General features: G+C 55.7%; 15 protein-coding genes. 7 read left to right on the top strand and 8 right to left on the bottom strand.

Annotation, left to right across the window (positions count from 1 at the left end):
- The 3 genes from C2U68_RS12355 to C2U68_RS12345 all read left to right on the top strand — a co-directional run.
- Positions 1–223, top strand: a 223-nt coding sequence (locus C2U68_RS12355) for a BON domain-containing protein (protein ID WP_140912790.1), incomplete at its 5' end; no start/stop codon positions are given.
- A gap of 14 nt (positions 224–237) precedes the next feature.
- Entirely contained in the window at positions 238–468 is a 231-nt protein-coding gene (locus C2U68_RS12350) for a YqjD family protein (RefSeq protein ID WP_140912789.1), read from the top strand.
- 90 nt (positions 469–558) lie between these two features.
- Positions 559–924: a phage holin family protein gene (locus C2U68_RS12345; protein WP_260839336.1), complete on the top strand. Its 366-nt coding sequence runs from the start codon at positions 559–561 to the stop codon at positions 922–924.
- Positions 925–1,365: 441 nt separating this feature from the next.
- Here C2U68_RS12345 and C2U68_RS12340 read toward each other — a convergent pair whose 3' ends face one another.
- Positions 1,366–1,515 carry a lmo0937 family membrane protein gene (locus tag C2U68_RS12340; protein ID WP_140912787.1) on the bottom strand — a complete coding sequence of 50 codons (150 nt, stop codon included), beginning with the start codon at positions 1,513–1,515 and terminating at the stop codon, positions 1,366–1,368.
- 97 nt (positions 1,516–1,612) lie between these two features.
- Positions 1,613–1,789 (bottom strand): CsbD family protein, encoded by a 177-nt coding sequence (locus tag C2U68_RS12335; RefSeq protein ID WP_140912786.1) that lies wholly within the window; start codon positions 1,787–1,789, stop codon positions 1,613–1,615.
- Between the two features lie 688 nt (positions 1,790–2,477).
- Here C2U68_RS12335 and C2U68_RS12330 point away from each other — a divergent pair.
- Complete coding sequence (locus C2U68_RS12330; RefSeq protein ID WP_140912785.1) at positions 2,478–3,050, top strand: hypothetical protein; 573 nt, start codon at positions 2,478–2,480, stop codon at positions 3,048–3,050.
- A gap of 127 nt (positions 3,051–3,177) precedes the next feature.
- Here the strand turns inward: C2U68_RS12330 and smbP are convergent, their stop codons facing one another.
- The 5 genes from smbP to C2U68_RS12305 form a co-directional block, all read right to left on the bottom strand.
- Positions 3,178–3,495, bottom strand: a complete 318-nt coding sequence (smbP, locus tag C2U68_RS12325; RefSeq protein ID WP_140912784.1) for a small metal-binding protein SmbP — start codon at positions 3,493–3,495, stop codon at positions 3,178–3,180.
- Positions 3,496–3,580: 85 nt separating this feature from the next.
- Positions 3,581–3,772: a hypothetical protein gene (locus tag C2U68_RS12320; RefSeq protein WP_140912783.1), complete on the bottom strand. Its 192-nt coding sequence runs from the start codon at positions 3,770–3,772 to the stop codon at positions 3,581–3,583.
- A gap of 132 nt (positions 3,773–3,904) precedes the next feature.
- Positions 3,905–12,625 (bottom strand): GH36-type glycosyl hydrolase domain-containing protein, encoded by an 8,721-nt coding sequence (locus C2U68_RS12315; RefSeq protein ID WP_140912782.1) that lies wholly within the window; start codon positions 12,623–12,625, stop codon positions 3,905–3,907.
- Between the two features lie 141 nt (positions 12,626–12,766).
- A complete protein-coding gene (locus C2U68_RS12310; RefSeq protein WP_140912781.1) occupies positions 12,767–12,925 on the bottom strand; it encodes a DUF3309 family protein in 159 nt (52 codons plus the stop codon).
- Positions 12,926–12,991: 66 nt separating this feature from the next.
- Positions 12,992–13,123: a DUF3096 domain-containing protein gene (locus C2U68_RS12305; protein WP_140912780.1), complete on the bottom strand. Its 132-nt coding sequence runs from the start codon at positions 13,121–13,123 to the stop codon at positions 12,992–12,994.
- A 451-nt stretch (positions 13,124–13,574) separates the two neighbouring features.
- Here C2U68_RS12305 and C2U68_RS12300 point away from each other — a divergent pair, with 451 nt between their 5' ends.
- From C2U68_RS12300 to C2U68_RS12290, 3 genes are read left to right on the top strand one after another with little or no spacing between them, the layout of a single operon-like run.
- A complete protein-coding gene (locus tag C2U68_RS12300) occupies positions 13,575–16,103 on the top strand; it encodes a chemotaxis protein CheB (protein WP_222101906.1) in 2,529 nt (842 codons plus the stop codon).
- Positions 16,104–16,106: 3 nt separating this feature from the next.
- On the top strand, positions 16,107–16,376 hold the full coding sequence (locus C2U68_RS12295) for a hypothetical protein (RefSeq protein ID WP_140912779.1): 270 nt from the start codon (positions 16,107–16,109) through the stop codon (positions 16,374–16,376).
- On the top strand, positions 16,373–18,334 hold the full coding sequence (locus tag C2U68_RS12290) for a bifunctional diguanylate cyclase/phosphodiesterase (RefSeq protein WP_260839335.1): 1,962 nt from the start codon (positions 16,373–16,375) through the stop codon (positions 18,332–18,334). The genes C2U68_RS12295 and C2U68_RS12290 overlap by 4 nt, the downstream gene beginning before the upstream one ends.
- Positions 18,335–18,415: 81 nt before the next feature.
- On the opposite strand, the gene C2U68_RS12285 is transcribed toward C2U68_RS12290, so the two are convergent.
- Positions 18,416–18,967 carry a hypothetical protein gene (locus C2U68_RS12285; RefSeq protein WP_140912777.1) on the bottom strand — a complete coding sequence of 184 codons (552 nt, stop codon included), beginning with the start codon at positions 18,965–18,967 and terminating at the stop codon, positions 18,416–18,418.
- Positions 18,968–19,030: the final 63 nt, after the last annotated feature.

Raw genomic sequence — 19,030 nt, 5'->3', positions numbered from 1 at the left:
CGAATGGAGCCACTTCTCTGACAGCGTCATCACCACCAAGGTGAAAGCGATGTTGTTCGATGAGCCCAATCTGAGATCCGGTCAAATCAATGTCGAGACGTTCAAGGGGATAGTGCAATTAAGCGGTTTCGTCAGTTCCCAAGCCGACATCAACAGGGCAGTGGAAATTGCCCGCAATGTAAAGGGCGTAACCTCGGTAAAAAACGATATGCGCCTTAAATAAGAGGATAAAACCAGATGGAAACAATCGATAAAGCATCCAATTACGTCCACGAAGCCGTGGATAAAATCGCCAGCGCATCTCATCAAGCGGCGGATACGCTGGATCAAAAAAGCGAACAATTTAAAACCGCCGAGCAACGCCTCGTGAAAAACTGCCAAGGCTATATTCGCGATAACCCGGTCACATCGTTAGGCATTGCGGTTGCGGCCGGATTTTTACTCAGCCGACTATTGAGCAGTCGTTAGGCCTCAAGCCACATGAGTTCGAACTCCGTAGAGCAAAACCATGGTTCCGTGTCCTCCACCGCACCTGCCGAGCAGGCTAGCGAGGCCGGAGTGCTGGCGGATATCCAGGCCCTATGGGATCAATTGTATGGTTTAGGCCAGGATCGCTTTCGGCTCGCCGCGTTAGAAACGCGCCGGGCCGGCCAAAGTTTAGTGACCATAATCGTCGCTGGAATCATGCTCGCTTTATTGCTCAGCGCCGCTTGGCTGGCTCTGCTTGCGGCCGGAGTACATTGGCTGGCCGAGTACGGGCTGGCGGTCGGCACCGCGATATTGATTGCGGTAGCCATCAACTTGCTGTCGGCACTCGTGCTTTGCAGCCTGATCCGTCGCCAAAGCCGTTATCTTCAATTCCCGGCCCTGCAGCGTAGTTTGAAAACACCGTTAAAGCCGCCTTCAAACCGGAGGCGAGGATGACGCCGGTGAAGCTCGGACACAAAGGCACATCCCATTGTTTGCATACACAAATCCGCGACGCGGAACGGCGCGTGCTTAATCGGCAACGGGCGGTCACGACCTGCAAACTGGAATTGATCGGGAGTATACGCAGAAAAATGGTGTCTCCAGCCAGTTTGATACTGGCGGGTAGTATCGGATTCATAACCGGCGAACTCAGCAAATGCCCGCCGCGCGAACCACGCAAGACGATTACGGATTCAGGAACGGCCGAACCTACTCGGCTTAGAAACGTAATCGACCTGATGTTGATGCTTCATACCTTATATTCCGCGTTACCGGTAAGCAGGTTGATGAAGCGCTTCAATCAACCCAGTTCCCCTAACTGTTAATCGATCGATCTAACCGCGAATGCCCTGCGGCGACCTTACGGAAGTCTCGTCGCCGAGGCACCACTCTCCGTCACAACACTCTTCTGCCTTGAATAATACGCAGAGCAATCGCAATCAGCGCGAGAACCAACAAAATATGAATGAAACCGCCGAGTGTGTACGAAGACACCAACCCCAGTACCCATAGGATGACTAATAAAATTGCAATAGTTTCGAGCATGGTATCTCTCCGTTAAAGGCTACGCATAGCCGATGGAAAATCCGGATATGCCGGCAAATGGCCGCAGCATTTATCCTTGAAAAAATGACGCATGTATTTACAGCTTGTTTTTTAGCTCCTGCTTCAAATCGCCAAATCCGGCTTCCAACTTGCCTAAGTTTTTTTGAACGTTTCCCTCTACCTGCAAGGACTTGTCGTCAACCAGAACACCGACAGCTTCCTTAGCTTTACCTTTGAGTTCTACGACTCGGCCTTTCACTTGTTCTTTGTTCATGCGGTTCTCCAGTGGTGTCAGCCATAGGCAAAATGCCATGACCAAGGCGGAATACTCTGATCTCACCCGTGGCAAACGATACCGCCAAAACCTGACAGGCTCGGTGCGCCAGCGTACATAGACTGAATACTAGATATCAGACGGATCGATTCCACCGCGCCGGAACCGATCCATATCCGAAACTCGAATTTCCACTCTGGCCCGCAGGGCTAAAAATGGGGCAAGAGCACCAAGCAACCTATGTTGGATAACGCACCGACGCTCCGGGTAGGCAACGCTTAAACTGTTACTGTGTTTGCTGGACCGTACCCCAAAACGACGCAATCGCTTGACTTGCAAAGGCCTGCTGAACTCGGTTCGTAAACCCATAGCGATGCCAGCGCTGCCCTTACCAGACGGCAATCTCCGGACAATCTGGCAATCGCATCAGTCGCGGTTGGTTTAGCCAACTCCAGAGCATGAGCTTTAACCATTACGCTAGTCTGGAATTTGATCTGCGGAACGATTTTTTGGCGGGTATCCCTATGCGCTCGGGCGATAGGTCCAAAGGCAGCACGACTGTATATGGCTACGCAATTAACAGTCGAAAAAACTCTGTCGCAGCCGGCATTGCAAAACGATACCCGGCTGGGGGGTAAGTCGGCCACGGGATGGCCGTTTGTTAACATAACATTTTTTGGAAAAACCTATGAAAATCAATCCATTCGTAAAAACCTCATTTGCTGCTTGCCTGTTAGCCATGTCGACCGCTAGTTCTGCTAGCGTTTGGGCACCGAACGATGGCGACGCGAACTTTCTGGCATTCAGCCCGACATCGTTTCCGTTTCCCTCGCTGTCCGATACCTTCGGGATTTTCGAAGACACGGCTAACATCGCTAGCGCCACCCCCGTCGTCACATTTACCGGTGTCGGCGCGGTATCGTTTGCCGCCAGCGGCTCCAATTACACTGTCAACACCGGTACATCATCCGGTACGCTATTGGGCTCCAGTAATTTTCAAATTGGAATGCTGTCCGGCGGTCTTTGGAGTTCGGCGTTCGGCAATGCCAATCTTGGCTCGGACGCGACCTTGCTAATGTTTGCAGATGCGGGAGCGTTTAACAATTTGCACTTTTTGTATTCGTTCGACATCAGCCCTTCCCAAGCCACTAGCGACGGCCCGTCGGCCGTGCCCTTACCGGCCTCGGCATGGTTGATGACTAGCGCAGTGCTGGGTTTATTGTTTACCGGACGCCGTAAATCCAACGTCGTATATTCGTAAGCACCAGCGAAACCGGGCGAGCGGTTTTGCGCGTCCGGCTTATTCTGGTTCCCTGCTTCGACACGATGGGACATAAAAAAACGGCGGGTTATTCATCCGCCGTTTTTACGCGACAACAGAATTGATGCTATTGCGCGGCTTTCAGATGAGCCACGGCTTCTTCGGCAGATTTTTTCGCTAAATCGGCATGGCCCTGTTTCCCGTGTGCAATCGCGGCATCCAGACTGGTGACGGCGGCTTTTAGGTGCTCATCGACCATTTTGATATGGCCCTTTGCGGCATCGGCATGATCGGCAACGGTTTTTACGTCGCCGGTTTTAGCGGCCGTTTGGGCGTGTTCCAACGACAGTGCCATATGGCTTTCCGCCGCCTCGGCATTGACAGCGCAAAAAATCAAAACGCTGCCCGCTGATAGGCCGATCAATTTAGTACGGATAATATTCATATAGTTTTCCTTCAATAATGGGTTCGAAATCTGGACTCATTACCCTCAATAGTAATTTGGCGATCCAGTCTTGGTTGAGCGGCATTCAATAACGATCGTTTTTGTTGCCTTTCTTCACATTGCGTCGGGTAGCGGCAAAGCCGACCCTATCCTTATCGGCATGCATCGGCACCTCACTGCCATCCTCACTGAAATTGTCGTCCCGAGTGTTACCGGTGATGTCTATCACTTTGGCCTTTATCGATTCGACTCGGCCTTTCATGGCTTCTTTATGCATGTTGATCTCCTGAAATGTCGACCATAGCCGGATTAGCCATGATCCAAGCGCGAATTAAGTTTTCTCGACGCTCAACCAACACAGTAACCCTAATCCCATCAACCGTCGGTACGGTAACCAACAGATTGACCGCTAGGTGGCAACGACTTGCGCAAGGCCCACAACCACTAAGACTCGATGCTGTTTTCCGTCGTCCCGCAAACCAATGCCTTCGCCAGGCACTTGCGCTACGCCGTCCAACTCGAGGCAGGCAACGCCACGGGTGGCGCCATCCGGATTCTCAACACTGATGTTATAAACACTGGCACCATGCCGATAGACCATGCTGTAGCCTAGCCAGGCTTTCGGAATACACGGTTCGAACAGCAAGCGGTCGCCGCGCAGTTGTAAACCCAGGATCGATTCCAACCCGGCCCGATAAAACCAACCGGACGCGCCGGTATACCAGGTCCAGCCGCCGCGGCGGGCGTGCGGTGCCTCTGAATAAATATCCGCCGCCAGCACATAGGGCTCGACTTTATAGGCATAGACCCCGGTTCGGCTGGCGCTGCGCTTGATCGGATTCAGCATGCGCAGCAATTCGGCGGCTTGATCGCCTTCGCCGAGCAGCGCATAGGCAATCACCGACCAGATTGCGGCGTGGGTGTATTGCCCGCCGTTCTCGCGGATGCCGGGCGGATAACTTTTGATATAGCCGGGGTCGCGCTCGGTCTTGTCGAACGGCGGCGTGAACAACAACAGCAAATCGTCGCCGTAGCGCACCAGATATTCGCGTACCGACTCCATCGCCCGCCGCACCCGCTCCGGGTCGGCGGCACCGGAGATGACGCCCCAACTTTGGGCGATGGCATCGATCCGGCATTCGGCATTGGTGGCCGAGCCTAGCGGTGAGCCGTCGTCGAAATAGGCGCGCCGGTACCAGGCACCGTCCCAGCCCTCCGCTTCGACGGCGCTACGCAGTTGTCCGGCATGCTCCAGCCATCTCGCGGCGCGTTCATTCTCGCCACGCGTTTCGGCAATCGCGGCAAAATCCGACAGGGTTTTGATCAGGAACCAGGCCAGCCAAATGCTCTCGCCCTGCCCGCGGTTGCCGACCCGATTCATGCCGTCATTCCAGTCGCCGCTGCCGATCAACGGCAAACCGTGGGCACCGGTAGCCAGACTCAAATCCAACGTCCGCGCGCAATGCTCGAACAGAGTGGCTTCTCGTCCGGTTTCGGTCGGATGAAAATAGGCGTCGTCTTGCCCCTCCGCCAACTCAGGCCCTTCCAGAAACGGTAATAATTCCTCCAGTATCGCGTTATCGCCGCTGACCTTTAGATAGTGGGCGACCACAAACGGCAGCCAGACCCGATCATCGGAAAAACGGGTGCGCACACCGCGACCGGTCGGCGGATGCCACCAATGTTGCACGTCGCCCGCTTCGAACTGGCGGGCGGCGGCGCGCAGAATATGCGCGCGGGTCAAATCGGGCCTGGTCAACGCCAAGGCCATGCTGTCCTGCAATTGATCGCGAAAACCAAACGCGCCGCCGACCTGATAGAACGCCGCCCTCGCCCACATCCGGCAACTCAAGGTTTGATACAGCAGCCAACCGTTCAACAACACATCCAGCTCGCGGTCCGGGGTTTTGACTTGCACCTTACCCAGTATGTCTTGCCATGACTGTTTGACCTCGGTAAACGCAGCGGCAACGTCATTTGACCTGTGTCGGCGGATTAATTCGCTGGCGTGCGCTTTATCCTTGCCCTGCCCCAATAAAAAGACAAGCTCAATATTTTCACCAGGCGCCAGTTCAAAGCTGGTTTGCAAAGCCGCGCAAGCGTCCATACCCGCACCGACCCGGTTTTTCAGCGGTTTGCGGCTCAACAAGCCGGCCGGCGCGTCCAGGCTGCCGTTACGACCTAGAAATTCGCTGCGATTGGCGGTCCAGGCCGTTTGCCGTCCGGCCAAATCGGCAAAAGCGATCTGCTCGCCAAATTCCTGATCCCAAGGGTTATAGGCCAGCATCGCGCCGGTTTCCGGATCGAGTTCGGTGACGATATGCGGCGCGGTGACGCTGCGCGAGGCACCGAGCACCCATTCCAGATAGGCGGTTACGCTCAAGCGCCGACGTCGTCCGGACACATTGGTCAGAGTCAACACGGACAGTTTGACCGGATCGACCGGATGGACGAACTGCAACAAGTCGCTATGCACGCCGTGGGAGGCATGCTCGAAGCGGCTATAACCCTGGCCGTGCCGAATCAGATAACTGGCGTTTTCGACCCGGATCGGTAGCGCGGTCGGCGTCCACAGTTCGTTGGTTTCGTCATCGCGTAAATAAAATACCTCGCCCGGCGCATCGCCGACCGGATCGTTCGACCAGGGCGTTAATTGGTTCTCGCGGCTATTGCCGCACCAGGTGCAACCGCTACCCAACTCGGAGACCGTGAAACCGAATTCAGGATTGGCAATCACGTTGATCCACGGCGCCGGCGTGTTCTGGCCTTTATCCAGCACGATCACATATTCGCGGCCGTCTTCGGCAAAGCCACCCAACCCATTGAACATTTCCAGCGGCGGTGCCGCCAGTACCGGCGCTTCACCCGTCAGTAACGGCAGGGAGGGCATGGCGATGAACGGCATCGCCGGGCGCGGATGCCTTAACAGTTGTTCGGCCAGGGTACCGCGATTGCCCACCAACATCGCCCGCGCCGCCGTCTGTAACAAACGCCGCTCTTCCAGGGATAACTGACCGGCCTGCTGCACAAAAATAGCACCCTGCCGTTCGTGCTCTGCCAACGCAGAACGCGCCAGATTTTCCCGCACCAGCGTTTCCAGCAGATTGTGAAAGTCCTCGACGTAAGAGGCTTCCCTTTCATTCAGGATCAGCAGATCGACGGTGAGGCCTTTAATCCGCCAATATTCGTGAGCGCGCAGCAATTGCGCAACAATCGCGCGATCTTCCGGCTCGCCGACCCGCAGCAACAAGATCGGTCTATCGCCGGAAATACCGTGGCGCCACAAACCGGCGACATTCAGCTTATTCAGTTGCAGCAACTTCCCGGCCGGCCTTAACGACGGATCGGCATAAATCAGCCGATTGGCCAGCATTTGAAACAACTGAGCCTCATCCGGCTTGGTATGCAAATGGTGCAGTTGCACATGGGCATGGGTCCAGGCCAGGGCAGACACCCGTTCCCAGGCCATCAGATTATGATATTTGTCGGCCAAATCCGCGGCAGCCTGCCGCGAGGCGGCGACCAGCGTGGTAAAGGTCAGATGCTCGGTCGCCCCCGCGGCGATTTTAACGCGAGTGCGCAGGCTGAATATCGGATCGAGCACCGCCCCGACGGTATTGCTTAACGGTCGGCCGTCCATCACAGCCAATGGCGCCCGCAAAGTTTGGCCGCGGCCTATGAAACGAGCCCGGTCGGTTTCATATTGCAAACCATCGCCGGTTTGGCGGTCGGCCAGCACGTGCGCGGCCCACAATTGCGGGTCTTCGGTGGAGCGTTGCCGGCGGTGTGCGATTAATGCCCTGGTCTGCGGCAAGTACTCGGTATGCACAAACAAATTGGAAAACGCCGGATGGGCGATGTCGGCCGGCAGCGTCGTCAGCACGATTTCGGCATAAGACGTCACTTCCACTTCGCGCTCGCGCATGCTGTTATTGGTCAAACTCAGCCGGCGGATTTCGGCATCGTCTTCCGGCGACACCACGATTTCCAGAGTAGTGACAATAGCGCCATCGGTACGCGTGATCCGCGCCCGGTCCTCGACAAACACCACGTCATAGTGGTCAGGGGTGGCAGTAGTCGGTTGGTAGCCGGCCGACCAGACCTGGCCGCTCTCGACGTCGCGCAGGTATAAATAACTGCCCCAGGCATCGCGAGTGGTATCTTCCCGCCAACGGGTGACAGCCAGATTCCGCCACTGGCTATAGCCGGAACCTGCAGCAGTCAACATGACCGAGTAACGGCCATTGGATAGCAGCAGCGTGGACGGCACGGGCGACATCGGCGACGGCACTCGGCGCACCGGCGGTTGCACGGTTTCTTTCACATCGGACAGTTCCTGCAACAACGGCAGTACGCTGGTATCGGCTCCGTGCGGGATACGTTCCTGCAACAATAAATCCGCGGCTTGAATCAGCGCCGCGCGATGGAAACGGTGCCGCATCGATCCGTCATGTATCACATTGGCGAACGCTACCAGCGACATCCCTTGATGATGCGCCATATAACAACGCACCAATGCCACACGCTGGCCATCCGCCAGACGGACCGGTGTAAAATCCAGCGCTTCGTAAAAACCATAACGCCCCAGCGCACCTTCCCGTTCCAGGCAGGCGAAGTTTTCGACCGCGGCATGCGGTAGATACATCGCCGCCAAGGCCGTGGCGTAAGGGGCTATTACCAGTTCTTCGCCCAAGCCGCGCTTCATGCCCAGACCGGGCACGCCGAAGGCGGAATACTGGTAGGTCAAGTAGATGTCTCGGCCGTTGAACGCCGATTCCGACACGCCCCACGGCACGCCGCGTTCCTTGCCGTATTCGATCTGGCGCTTTACCACCAAGCGGCAGGTCTGATCCAGCAGGCTGTAGCGCGGGGTAAAGGTTACCAACGACGGCATCAGGTATTCGAACATCGACCCGGACCAGGACAGCAAAACCGTGCCGTGGGCGACACGCGTCACCCGCCGGCCCAAGTGGAACCAATGGGAACTGGGCACGTCGCGTTTGGCGATGGCGATAAGACTGGACAACCTGGCCTCGGACGCCAGCAGATCGTAATAACTGGGATCGATGGCGCCTTCCGCCACCCGGTAGCCGATGGCAAACATGTGCCGATTGGCGTCGTACAAAAACCGAAAATCCATGTCCCGAAACAAACCTTCAAACCGATCGGCCATGATAGCCAGGCGCCGATGCAGGGCCCCGGTCTGTTCGCCAGCCCGGCGCAGCAGCACAATCAAGGCCTTCTGAGCGGAAGTTGCCTGTTCCGGCCGGGCATATTCTGCATGATCGGCCCAAGCAGCATAGCGGTCGGGGAGTTCGCATAGCGGCGTTTCCAGAGCAAATTGCTGGTTTGTTTCGCCACTCTGTGTACAGAGTGGCGGGTATTGCTCGGGAAAATGAATCCACGGAAGCAACATAGCCACATCGCGGGCATGCGAACGGATGTCGTCGAATAAAAAGCCAGCCCAGGCCAGCACTTCGTTATCCTGGCTATCGCCGCGTTCCGCGGCATGCGCATTCGCCAGATCGAGCAAGGCGTTGCCGCACACGGTCAATTGCTGCCACAGCGCGCTCCAGGTAACGGCGTCTGTGGGACGGCTGGCCAGTAGCTCGGTTAAAGTATCGGCTTTTTGCCGCAATTCTTTTAAGGTTACCGTCAGGGTTCGGCGGTTATCGCCGATATTGGTCAAAGCGTCTAGCAATAAGCGATGCGTATCGGCCAGTCCAAGCAACGCGTTGTTTAAATCCAGCGGTCGGCCGGCCATGTCCCGGCAGGCTTGCGCCAGCGTCAGCACATGGCCGGCCAGATTGCCGCTATCGACGGTGGACACGTAACGTGGTTCCAGCATTTGCAAGTTGCGGGTGTCGTACCAGTTATAAAAATGCCCGTGCAGTTTGGGCAAGTCGGTCAGAGTGGCCAGCGTCGCTTCCAGACGCTCGACGGTGTCGATCAAACCTAGCCAGCCGAAATCACGGGCGGACACCACCGACAACAAATACAGACCGAAATTGGTCGGCGAACTGCGATGGGCGATAACCGCTTGCGGATCTTCCTGAAAATTATCCGGCGGCAGATAGTGTTCTGCCGGCGTGACAAAGGCGGTAAAAAACCGCCAGATACGCCGGCCATACAAGCGCAATTGCGCGCTATCGGCCGGCAACAGCGCTTCGGCGCTATCGATTTTAGGCGGCAGACTCAAGGCCCGCGCCACCACCGGCGCCAACCACCAAAGCAGTAAAAACGGCGCCGCCGGCACAATCGCGGCCGGATTGAACACCACCACCAACGCGCCGGCACCGAACACCACCGAGGACGAATGGCTGAGCGGGCGGATTAAATTCTTCAACGCATGGCCTGCCCCGGCTTTAGCTTGCAAGGCCGTCACCCATTTCAGCAATTTGCGGCGCGTGACGAACAAGCGCACCAGCGTGGTGACGATAGCGTCGGTCATCAACCAGGCCTGTTGCGCCAACAGCGTTAACGCCACCAGGCTATTGCACAGTGCCCAGGCGATGTTCTCCAAGGAACTGCGCAAATGCGTGGCAAAAGTAATTCCGCGCCGGGGTAAGGTAAAGCCGGCGGTAACCGCCAGAATGGCCGGAAAAGCCAAGGCCGTCAGCACGAAGCCGATCAGCATCGCCAGTGGCGCCTCGGGTATGGTCCAGCTTGCCACCAGGGCGGAAAAGGCTGCCGGCGCCGACAGCGACCGGCGCAGATTGTCGAGCATTTTCCAGCGGCCTATCATCGGCATGCCTTTGCCGAACGGGCCGAAAATCCAGGGTATTAGTTGCCAATCGCCACGGGTCCAGCGATGTCCGCGCGAGGCAGCGACTTCGGTGTGCGACGGAAATTCTTCGAAAAACTCGATATCGCTAACCAAGCCGCACCGGACGTAAACGCTCTCGAACAAATCATGGCTGAGCTGAGTGTTCTCCGGGACCCGCCCCGCCAAGGCCGCTTCGAAACTGTCGACATGGTATAGGCCCTTGCCGCTATAAGTGCCGAGGCCGAACAAGTCCTGATACAGCTCGGATACCGAACTGGAATAGGCATCGGTACCGGAGGCGCCGGCGAAAATTTGGTGGAACATTGAGCGCTCTTGGCGTTGCGGCAAGGTCGGCGTAACTCTGGGCTGCAAGATGCCGTAACCGTCGACGATGAGTTGGCTGTCGGCATCGAACACGGGCTTGTTCAAAGGATGTGCGGCCACTCCAACCAGTTGTGCAACCACGCCCATCGGCAATTTGGTATCGGCGTCCAAAGTAATGACATAGCAAACCCCGGACGGCGCGGCCGCCGGCTGGCCGCCGATTGGCAGAAACGAGGTATCGGAGGCACCGCGCAATAGCCGATTGAATTCCTGCAACTTTCCGCGCTTGCGCTCCCAACCCATCCATTTACCTTCGCTGGGATTCCACAAACGTTTGCGGTGAAACACATAAAACCTGCGCTGACCGTACTTGGCGTTCAATGCGTTGACGCCATCTAGGGCAAGACTGAGCAACTCATCGTCGTTAGGCTGCGTTTCCTGATCCGCATCCGCCCAATCCGACAACAAGGCAAAACTCACGGCGCCATCCGGGTTGGCCAGATAACGGATTTCCATTTGTTCGACTTGTTGCAGTACGCCATTTGCGCTGAAGAACATGGTCGGCACGACCACAAACGTGCTCAATGCTTCCGGCACGCCCTGCTTTAGCTCCAAGCGCGGCAAATGATTGGGCGGCAAACCGGCTAGAATGAAGTGATTAATCAGGCCGACAGCAATATCCGAAGCCGGAAACGCAAGGACCAGGCACAACAAACCCAACTGCAAAGCGTTCACCCCGGACGCAGCGGATACGCTCAACGGCAAGGCCAGCAACAACAGTGTCAATAGTCCCACACTACCGACATAAGCCCAGGCGGCATGTCTGACATAGCTGCGCAACAGGCGTTGTTTGATGGGCGGCCGATAAGCGAGTTTTGCCTCGAAAGCATAACGGCCGGCACCGATCAGATAATAGCCCGGCTCCGTTTGCCGAGCATCTCGGCAGGCTTGATCTTTGGCGATTTGCGCTTCCGCGACGGCCCGACGCGCAATCTCCACTTCGGACGCCGGCGCGTGTTTGGCTAATTCCTCAATCGCGTGGCGGTAACGATCGCGGGTTAAAAAGTCCATAGCGGTATAGCCATCATGCCCGCGTAGATAAGCATCGACCAGACTGACATCCTCCACAAAGCCCGGCCAATCGAATGCGGAAATGGCGCGCATACTGGTAATGATGTTGCGTACCGTCAGGTTGTCGGCGATTTGCGCAGCATGTTCCCGTTGCACGATGTCGTCCAGGCTCAAGCCTTGCTCGCCCAGCCAGTCGTTCAGAAACGCCAGGGACAGCGCTATCGACGGATGCGGGTCATGCGACCGTTGCAGCAGTTGCACCGCATAGGCCTGGCGTAAAGGTTCGGCGGGCAATTCAGGGCTGGGAACCGGCGGATCGGGCCTATCCGTGCCGGCCACGATTTGTTCGACATGATCGACAAATTCATCCGCCAAGCGCCGGCCGTTTTGCGAACGCATGATGCTAACGGCCAAACGCCGCAGATTTTCGACCAGCAACACCCGCAGCGTAATCGGAATGGCCCATAGTTCGCCCAGTGTCAGCGGATCGACGCTCTGATAGGCTTTGACGAACACGGTCAGCAAATCCGGCGCGAAGCGGCTGTCGGTGTGCGCCACCAAGGCCCAGGCGATACCGTAAACCCGGGGATATCCGGCCAATACACCCTCGGCGAGTTTCGGCAATTCCCGCGAATAACTTTCCGGCAGATCGACATGAATGTCGCTGATCTGCTCTTCGATCACATGGAAATTATCCAGCAACCATTCCGCTGCCGGGGTGATGGCATGTTGCTCGCGCACCGCCTTGGCGACGGCTTTGTAAGCTTCCAACAAAACCTGGGCATTCTCGCGCACCCGCGGAATCAGCTTGCGCCCTTTCTTCAAGGTGATGACTTTTTGGGCGTGCGCCAGACTGTCTGCGTGTTGTTCCAGCCTTTCCGTGCTGAACAATTCAAAGCGAATCGGCGCTTCCTCGCCGCCAGGATGCTCGCTTCTGACATGCCGCCGTTGTTCTCGCCGCTTGGCCATGGATTTATTCTCCGGTTCTGATGAGAGTGTGGATGCGTGCTGCCCATCGACATCGTCGATGCGGAGCGCGTTGGGAAGACAGTAGGCAAAAATAGAGTGGCTGGGTTGAATGGCATTCAACCCAACGTCTTTCTAGAAGAGCTAGATTTTGCCGAGTACCAACAGAATCAAAACAATGACTAATATTAAGCCTAAGCTGCCGCTGGGTCCGTAGCCCCAGGAACGGCTATGCGGCCAGACCGGGATTAAGCCCAACAACATTAAAATCAGTATGACAAGTATCAGAGTGCTAAGTGACATGGTGATGCTCCTTATGAATTCAGGCCGTTAACGTGCAACTGTTCGGATTGGATTGAATCTGCGCGCTTAGCGGTGTATCAGACCCAACACTCCGACGACGATTAAATACACCGCCACCAAATAACTCAGAAATCGGGGCACCATTAAAATTAAGATGCCTATCGCCAGCGCCAATAAGGGTTCGATTGCCAGATTCATCGCGTACCTCCTCGAATAGTGGAGGTCTGAGCTTAACGCCGAGCGCAAGCGGGGGTCTGTACGCTGTCGCACATACTTATTTTCGGTTGCGCTCCGCCGGCCCTAACGGGACGTCGCTCGGGAACGGCTTTATTTGGGTTTACCGGACGCCAATCTTTCACGACCTGAAGATTGAGAACTTTTTGACGAGACAAACCCAGGCGAGTGCGTCAAAACCGGCCGGTGCGCGCAGGCTCGACTCGGCATGCGGTTGAGCTTGACGGTTTCGGATATTGACCGGCCGCCCGTCGCCCGTGAAAATCCGGCTGCCGGGCGTGTGCAAGAATTGGCCGGACCTCTCCGGTAAAAAAGAGACTCGCGGTTTTAGATTAGGGATCGGCTGATCCGCAGTTTAGAATGGTTCTAAAATCCTCATTAGCCAGTAAAGTGGTGATATCAATTCGGTCGGACAATGAACAAAACTGACATGGAGCCGACGATCATCGGCATTGGTGCGTCCGCCGGCGGTTTGGAGGCGATCGAACAATTTCTTTCTCAAGTCCCCCCCAATTGCGGCGCAGCCTTTGTCGTTGTCCAACACCTCGACCCAACTCACCAATGCATGTTGGCGGAGTTACTGCAAAGGGTCACGCCAATGAAGGTGACCCCGGTCAGCGAGGGAATCAAAGTCAAAGCCGACTGCGTCTACGTGATTCCCGCCAACAAAGACCTGTCTATTCGCCAAGGAAAGCTGCATTTGCTAGACCTGAGCACGCCGCGGGGATTGCGTCTGCCGATCGATTTATTCTTCAAAGCTCTGGCTAAAGACCAGCATGAGCGTGCGATCGGTGTGATTCTGTCCGGCATGGGCACCGACGGTTCGGAGGGCTTGCGTGCAATTAAGGAAAATGCCGGGATAGCGCTGGTACAAACGCCGGAATGCGCCAAATTCGATGCCATGCCGCAAAGCGCTATCGAAGCCGGTTTGGCGGACGCCATCGCCCCGCCGGATACCCTGTGGGAACACATAGCGGACAGACTGCGGCAAAGTCGCCGCGGAGTGCAGGCGATTTCCGAACCTGTTCTTCCCCTGAAATCGCAAAGTGCGCTGGAACAAATCATCGCCTTACTCCGTGCTCGCAGCGGGAACGACTTTTCCTTATACAAAAAAAACACTCTTTACCGCCGCATCGAGCGTCGGCTGGGGTTACACCAAATCGACACGGTGGCGCATTACGCACTCTATCTGCGCGAAAACCCGCAAGAGCAAGATCTACTGTTCAAGGAACTACTGATTGGCGTTACCAATTTCTTCCGGGATGCGCCCGTCTGGGATCACCTTAAACGCCAGGTGATCCCGGCATTGCTGGCCGAGTATCCCCAGGGCAAGGAACTCAGGGCTTGGGTAGCGGCCTGCTCGACCGGAGAAGAAGCCTATTCCCTGGCCATCGTGTTCAAAGAGGTCCTAAGCCAGAACGGCCTGCAACACCTCTACAAACTGCAAATTTTCGCCACCGATCTCGATGCCGAAGCGATCGAGAAAGCCCGAAGCGGGTTTTATCCAGCAACAATTGCCGCCGATGTCTCCCCGGACAGGCTGAATGGCTTTTTTATCGCCAAAGATAACGGTTACTGCATAAACAAGGAAATTCGGGAAATGGTGATATTCGCTCAGCAAAACATCATCGCCGATCCGCCGTTTACCCGACTCGACCTGCTATGTTGCCGCAATCTCTTGATTTACTTGAATCAAGATTGCCAAAAGAAACTGATACCCTTGTTCCATTACGCACTGACGGCGCGCGGTGTTTTGTTGCTCGGCAACGCCGAGACCATCGGCATGTATAACGAGTTCTTTTCGACCATCGATAGCCAATCCCGGTTATACCGCCGGGCCGAGCAACCCTTGTCCGTTGCCGACATCGAATTCCCAACTAAATATTTTCCCGTAAAAGCCATAATGCATTCTGATTCCACCAAGCCGACAACCATCATAAATTTGCAACATCAAGTCGAGCAATTACTGCTGGAAAGGTACTCGCCGGCCGCGGTGCTGGTCAATGCCGAGGGCGATATACTCTATATTCATGGCCGCACCGGCAAATACTTGGAACCGGCTGCAGGCAAAGCCAATTTGAATATTCATGCCATGGCCCGGGAAGGACTGCGCCACGAACTGGCGAATGCGATCAAACTGGCACAGATGCAATCGGAACCGGTCGTACTTTCGGGCTTGACGGTCGGTACCAACGGGGGCAGTCAGATAATCAATCTCACCGTGCAGGCTATCGACAGGCCGGAGGTATTGAAAGGGGCGCTGATGCTCGTCTTCGCCGATGTAGCAACGCCGAAGCCCAAGAGGCACAGTCGCCGTATCACCCCGAACGCCGAACTGCAGCTTGCGTTGGACGAATTGAAAAAAGCCCAGGATGAAAACCAAAGCCTTCTGGAAGAGGCGCAATCGTCCCAGGAAGAGTTGAAGTCCTCGAATGAAGAACTGCAATCCACCAACGAAGAGCTGCAATCCACCAACGAGGAATTGACCACGTCCAAAGAAGAAATGCAGTCGCTGAATGAGGAATTACAGACCGTCAATGCAGAACTGCAAGCCAAGGTCACTGACTTGTCAGGGGTCAATAACGATATGGAAAACCTGCTCAACAGTATGGAGATCGCAACGATTTTTCTGGACAACGCTTTGAACGTTCGCCGGTTCACCAGCCACGCCACGCATTTATTTAAGCTGATTGCCGGCGATATTGGCCGCCCGCTTACCGATATCGTGACCTCGCTGGATTACCCGCAACTGCATCAGGATGCTCAGGACGTGCTACGCACATTGGTGTTTGTCGAAAAACAAGTCAAAACCAACAACAACTGCTGGTTCAAGGTACGCGTCATGCCCTATCGTACCCAGGATAATGTAATTGACGGCGTGGTCATTACGTTTATCGACATATCCGAAACCAAGCGGCTGGAAGCCCAGTTGCGGGGAGAATAAGGCATGAAAAAACAGGTGCACCTCGCCCCAGATCCGGCCGAGCTGCGTCTAAGTGCAGAGCGGCAGCTTATTGCCAACCCGAGGCGACAGAGCACAGCAGCAAGCGAAGAAAAAAGGCTGATGCATGAACTACAGGTGCATCAGATCGAACTTGAGATGCTGAACCAAATCTACGCCACGCGCAAAACGAACTGGAAAAATCCTGGGCATCCTATTTCGATTTATACGATTTGGCGCCGATTGGCTATCTCACCGTTAACGATCGAGATGTGATTCTGAATGCCAACCTAACCGCAGCAAAGTTATTGCTCACCACCCGCAAGGCTTTGCTGAAAAAACCGCTGACTCAATTGATTCTGCCGAGCGATCAGGACATTTATTACCTACATCGCAAACAAATAACGGAAACGGGCGAGCCTCAGGTTTTCGAACTTCGCTTGCTCAAACAGGATGGCGTCGGCTTTTGGGTGCGGCTTGAGATCAACCGCATGGCCGCAGCCGCCGGCGCTGAAAGTTTTCGGGTCGTGATCAGCGATATCAGCGAACAAAAAGCCAAGGACGAGTATCTTCGGCAGGCTGCCGCCATGTTCGAAACCACACGGGACGGAGTCATGGTGACCGACGCCAATACCAGGATTCTGATCGTCAATCGAGTCTTTACCGAACTCACCGGCTATTCGACCGCTGAAGTGCTGCACCAAACCCCGCGAATCCTGAAATCGGGCCGCCAAAATGCGGCTTTTTATCAGGCAATGTGGGCGGAACTCAATGCTACCGGCAGCTGGCAAGGGGAAATCTGGAACCGTAGCAAGAACGGCGAGATTTATCCCCAAATGCTCAATATCAGCGCGGTGCGCAATGAAGATCGCCAAGTGACGCATTACGTGGCCGTGTTTTCCGACATTAGCCAACTAAAATGCGCGTTCGAGCGCCTCGATTATCTGGCGCATCACGATCCTTTAACCGAGCTCCCCAATCGTCTGTTGCTGTTTGCCCGTCTTGAGCACTGCATCGAATTATCCTGTCGCGACCGCAAGTCTTTTGCCGTCCTGATGCTGGATTTGGATCGATTTAAGGACGTTAACGACAGTTACGGCCATCTGGCTGGCGATGAGTTGCTGCAACAGGTCTCCAAACGTCTAACCAGTCGGCTAAGGGGTGTCGATACCGTTACCCGCCTGGGTGGCGACGAGTTTGCATTATTGCTGGAAGATTTATCGCACCCTCAGGATGCAGCCTTGGTCGCTACCGATATTATCGAATCGCTGAGCGAACCTTGGTATTTATCCAAAGGCATTGAAGTACGGATCGGCGTCAGCGTGGGTATTAGTTTATTCCCCGAGCACGGCAAAACATCCGAAGCGCTCCTGCAACAAGCCGATGCCGCGTTGTATCGCGCGAAAGCAGAAGGTCGCGGCACTTTTAAATATTTTTCTGAAGATTTAACCGAGGCAGCCGTTCGCCGCATCAAACTGGAAACGCTATTGCGACGAGCCATAGCGAAAAACGAATTAACGGTCCATTACCAACCCCAGATCGATATCCGGACCGGCACCGTGATCGGTGCCGAAGCCCTATTACGCTGGCACCATCCCGACGAAGGCATCATACCGCCCAGCCAATTTATTCCGGTGGCCGAAGAAACCGGCCTGATTGGCGAGATTGGCGAATGGGTGCTGCTAGAGGTTTGCCGCCAGGGCCGGCGCTGGATCGAATCCGGATTGCAGCCGCTAAAATTGGCCGTCAATTTATCGCTGCATCAATTCAGACATGGCGATATTGGCGCGCGGGTGACGGAAATCCTGCAAACGACCGGCTTTCCGGCCGAGTACCTGGAATTGGAATTAACGGAAAGCGCGCTGATGGAAAGAGAATCCGAAGCCGTCAAAATCCTCAATTCACTGCGAACCCTGGGCGTTCGCTTGGCGATTGACGATTTCGGCACCGGCTACTCATCATTGGCATATCTGAAACATTTCCCGCTGGACAGTCTCAAAATCGATAAATCGTTTATCAATGATATTCCGGACTCGGACGATGATAAAGAAATTGCCTCAGCCATCATTGGCATGGCACATACGCTAAGACTAAAAGTACTGGCGGAAGGCGTAGAAACCGCCGCTCAACTGCAATTTCTCGCAAAGCAAGGCTGCGATTTCTATCAAGGCTACTACAAGAGCCCGGCTCTGCCCGCCATTACCTTTGCCGCGTTGGTCAGCCAGGCTAACTGACGCTGCAGCGGCAATACTTTTCCAAAACGTGCTAACGCGTCGAAAGCCCGCCGGCCTCCATGGTCGTGGCGTTTGGCCGGATTACCGCGTTTGCCGTAACCAGGCCGCATCGACGACGAAGCGGAATGTCTCCAGCCGTCGACCGGAGCTGGCGCTATGGACGTCATTGACGTTATGGATCGGGATTGCCAGCTTGTCATGGCCAGCGTGCGGGTCCGGTTGCCGCCGGGTTTCCTTGATGCCGCCGAGCAGACTGCGCCGCCCCTGGATCAGACTGCCATCGTGCCTCAAGAACATGGCGCCGGCATCGGCCACTCCTGCGACCGCCAGGCTATCGAACCAGACATGAAAACGCTGGATGCGCTGCCGGATTTGTTGCCGATTGCCGGTAACCGCGGTCTCGCCGGGATTGGCGCGCAGAGCGGCTTTGGCCATGCCGGGAGAGTGGGTGAACACGATCACGTGGGCGCCCACTTTACTCACGCGTCCGACGATATTCCGATCGGACATTCCCGGGTAAATGTCGGCAAGCGGATGCGGCACATCGGTGTGGCAAACCCCCCAATACAGAATGTGGACCTGCACGGCATCGGCAATCGTTTTGTAGCGGACTTGCGGTTTCGGCGAACCCAAATCCGATTTCGCCGGGCGATGTCGAAGCGGCATAGGCTAGGCAAGACAGAGCCGGCCCCAAAA

The sequence above is a fragment of the Methylomonas koyamae genome (assembly GCF_006483455.1).
GTDB classification, from domain to species: Bacteria; Pseudomonadota; Gammaproteobacteria; order Methylococcales; family Methylomonadaceae; genus Methylomonas; species Methylomonas koyamae_B.
Note: the sequence above shows the minus strand (reverse complement) of the source record. Positions and strands in the feature narration are given on the sequence as shown.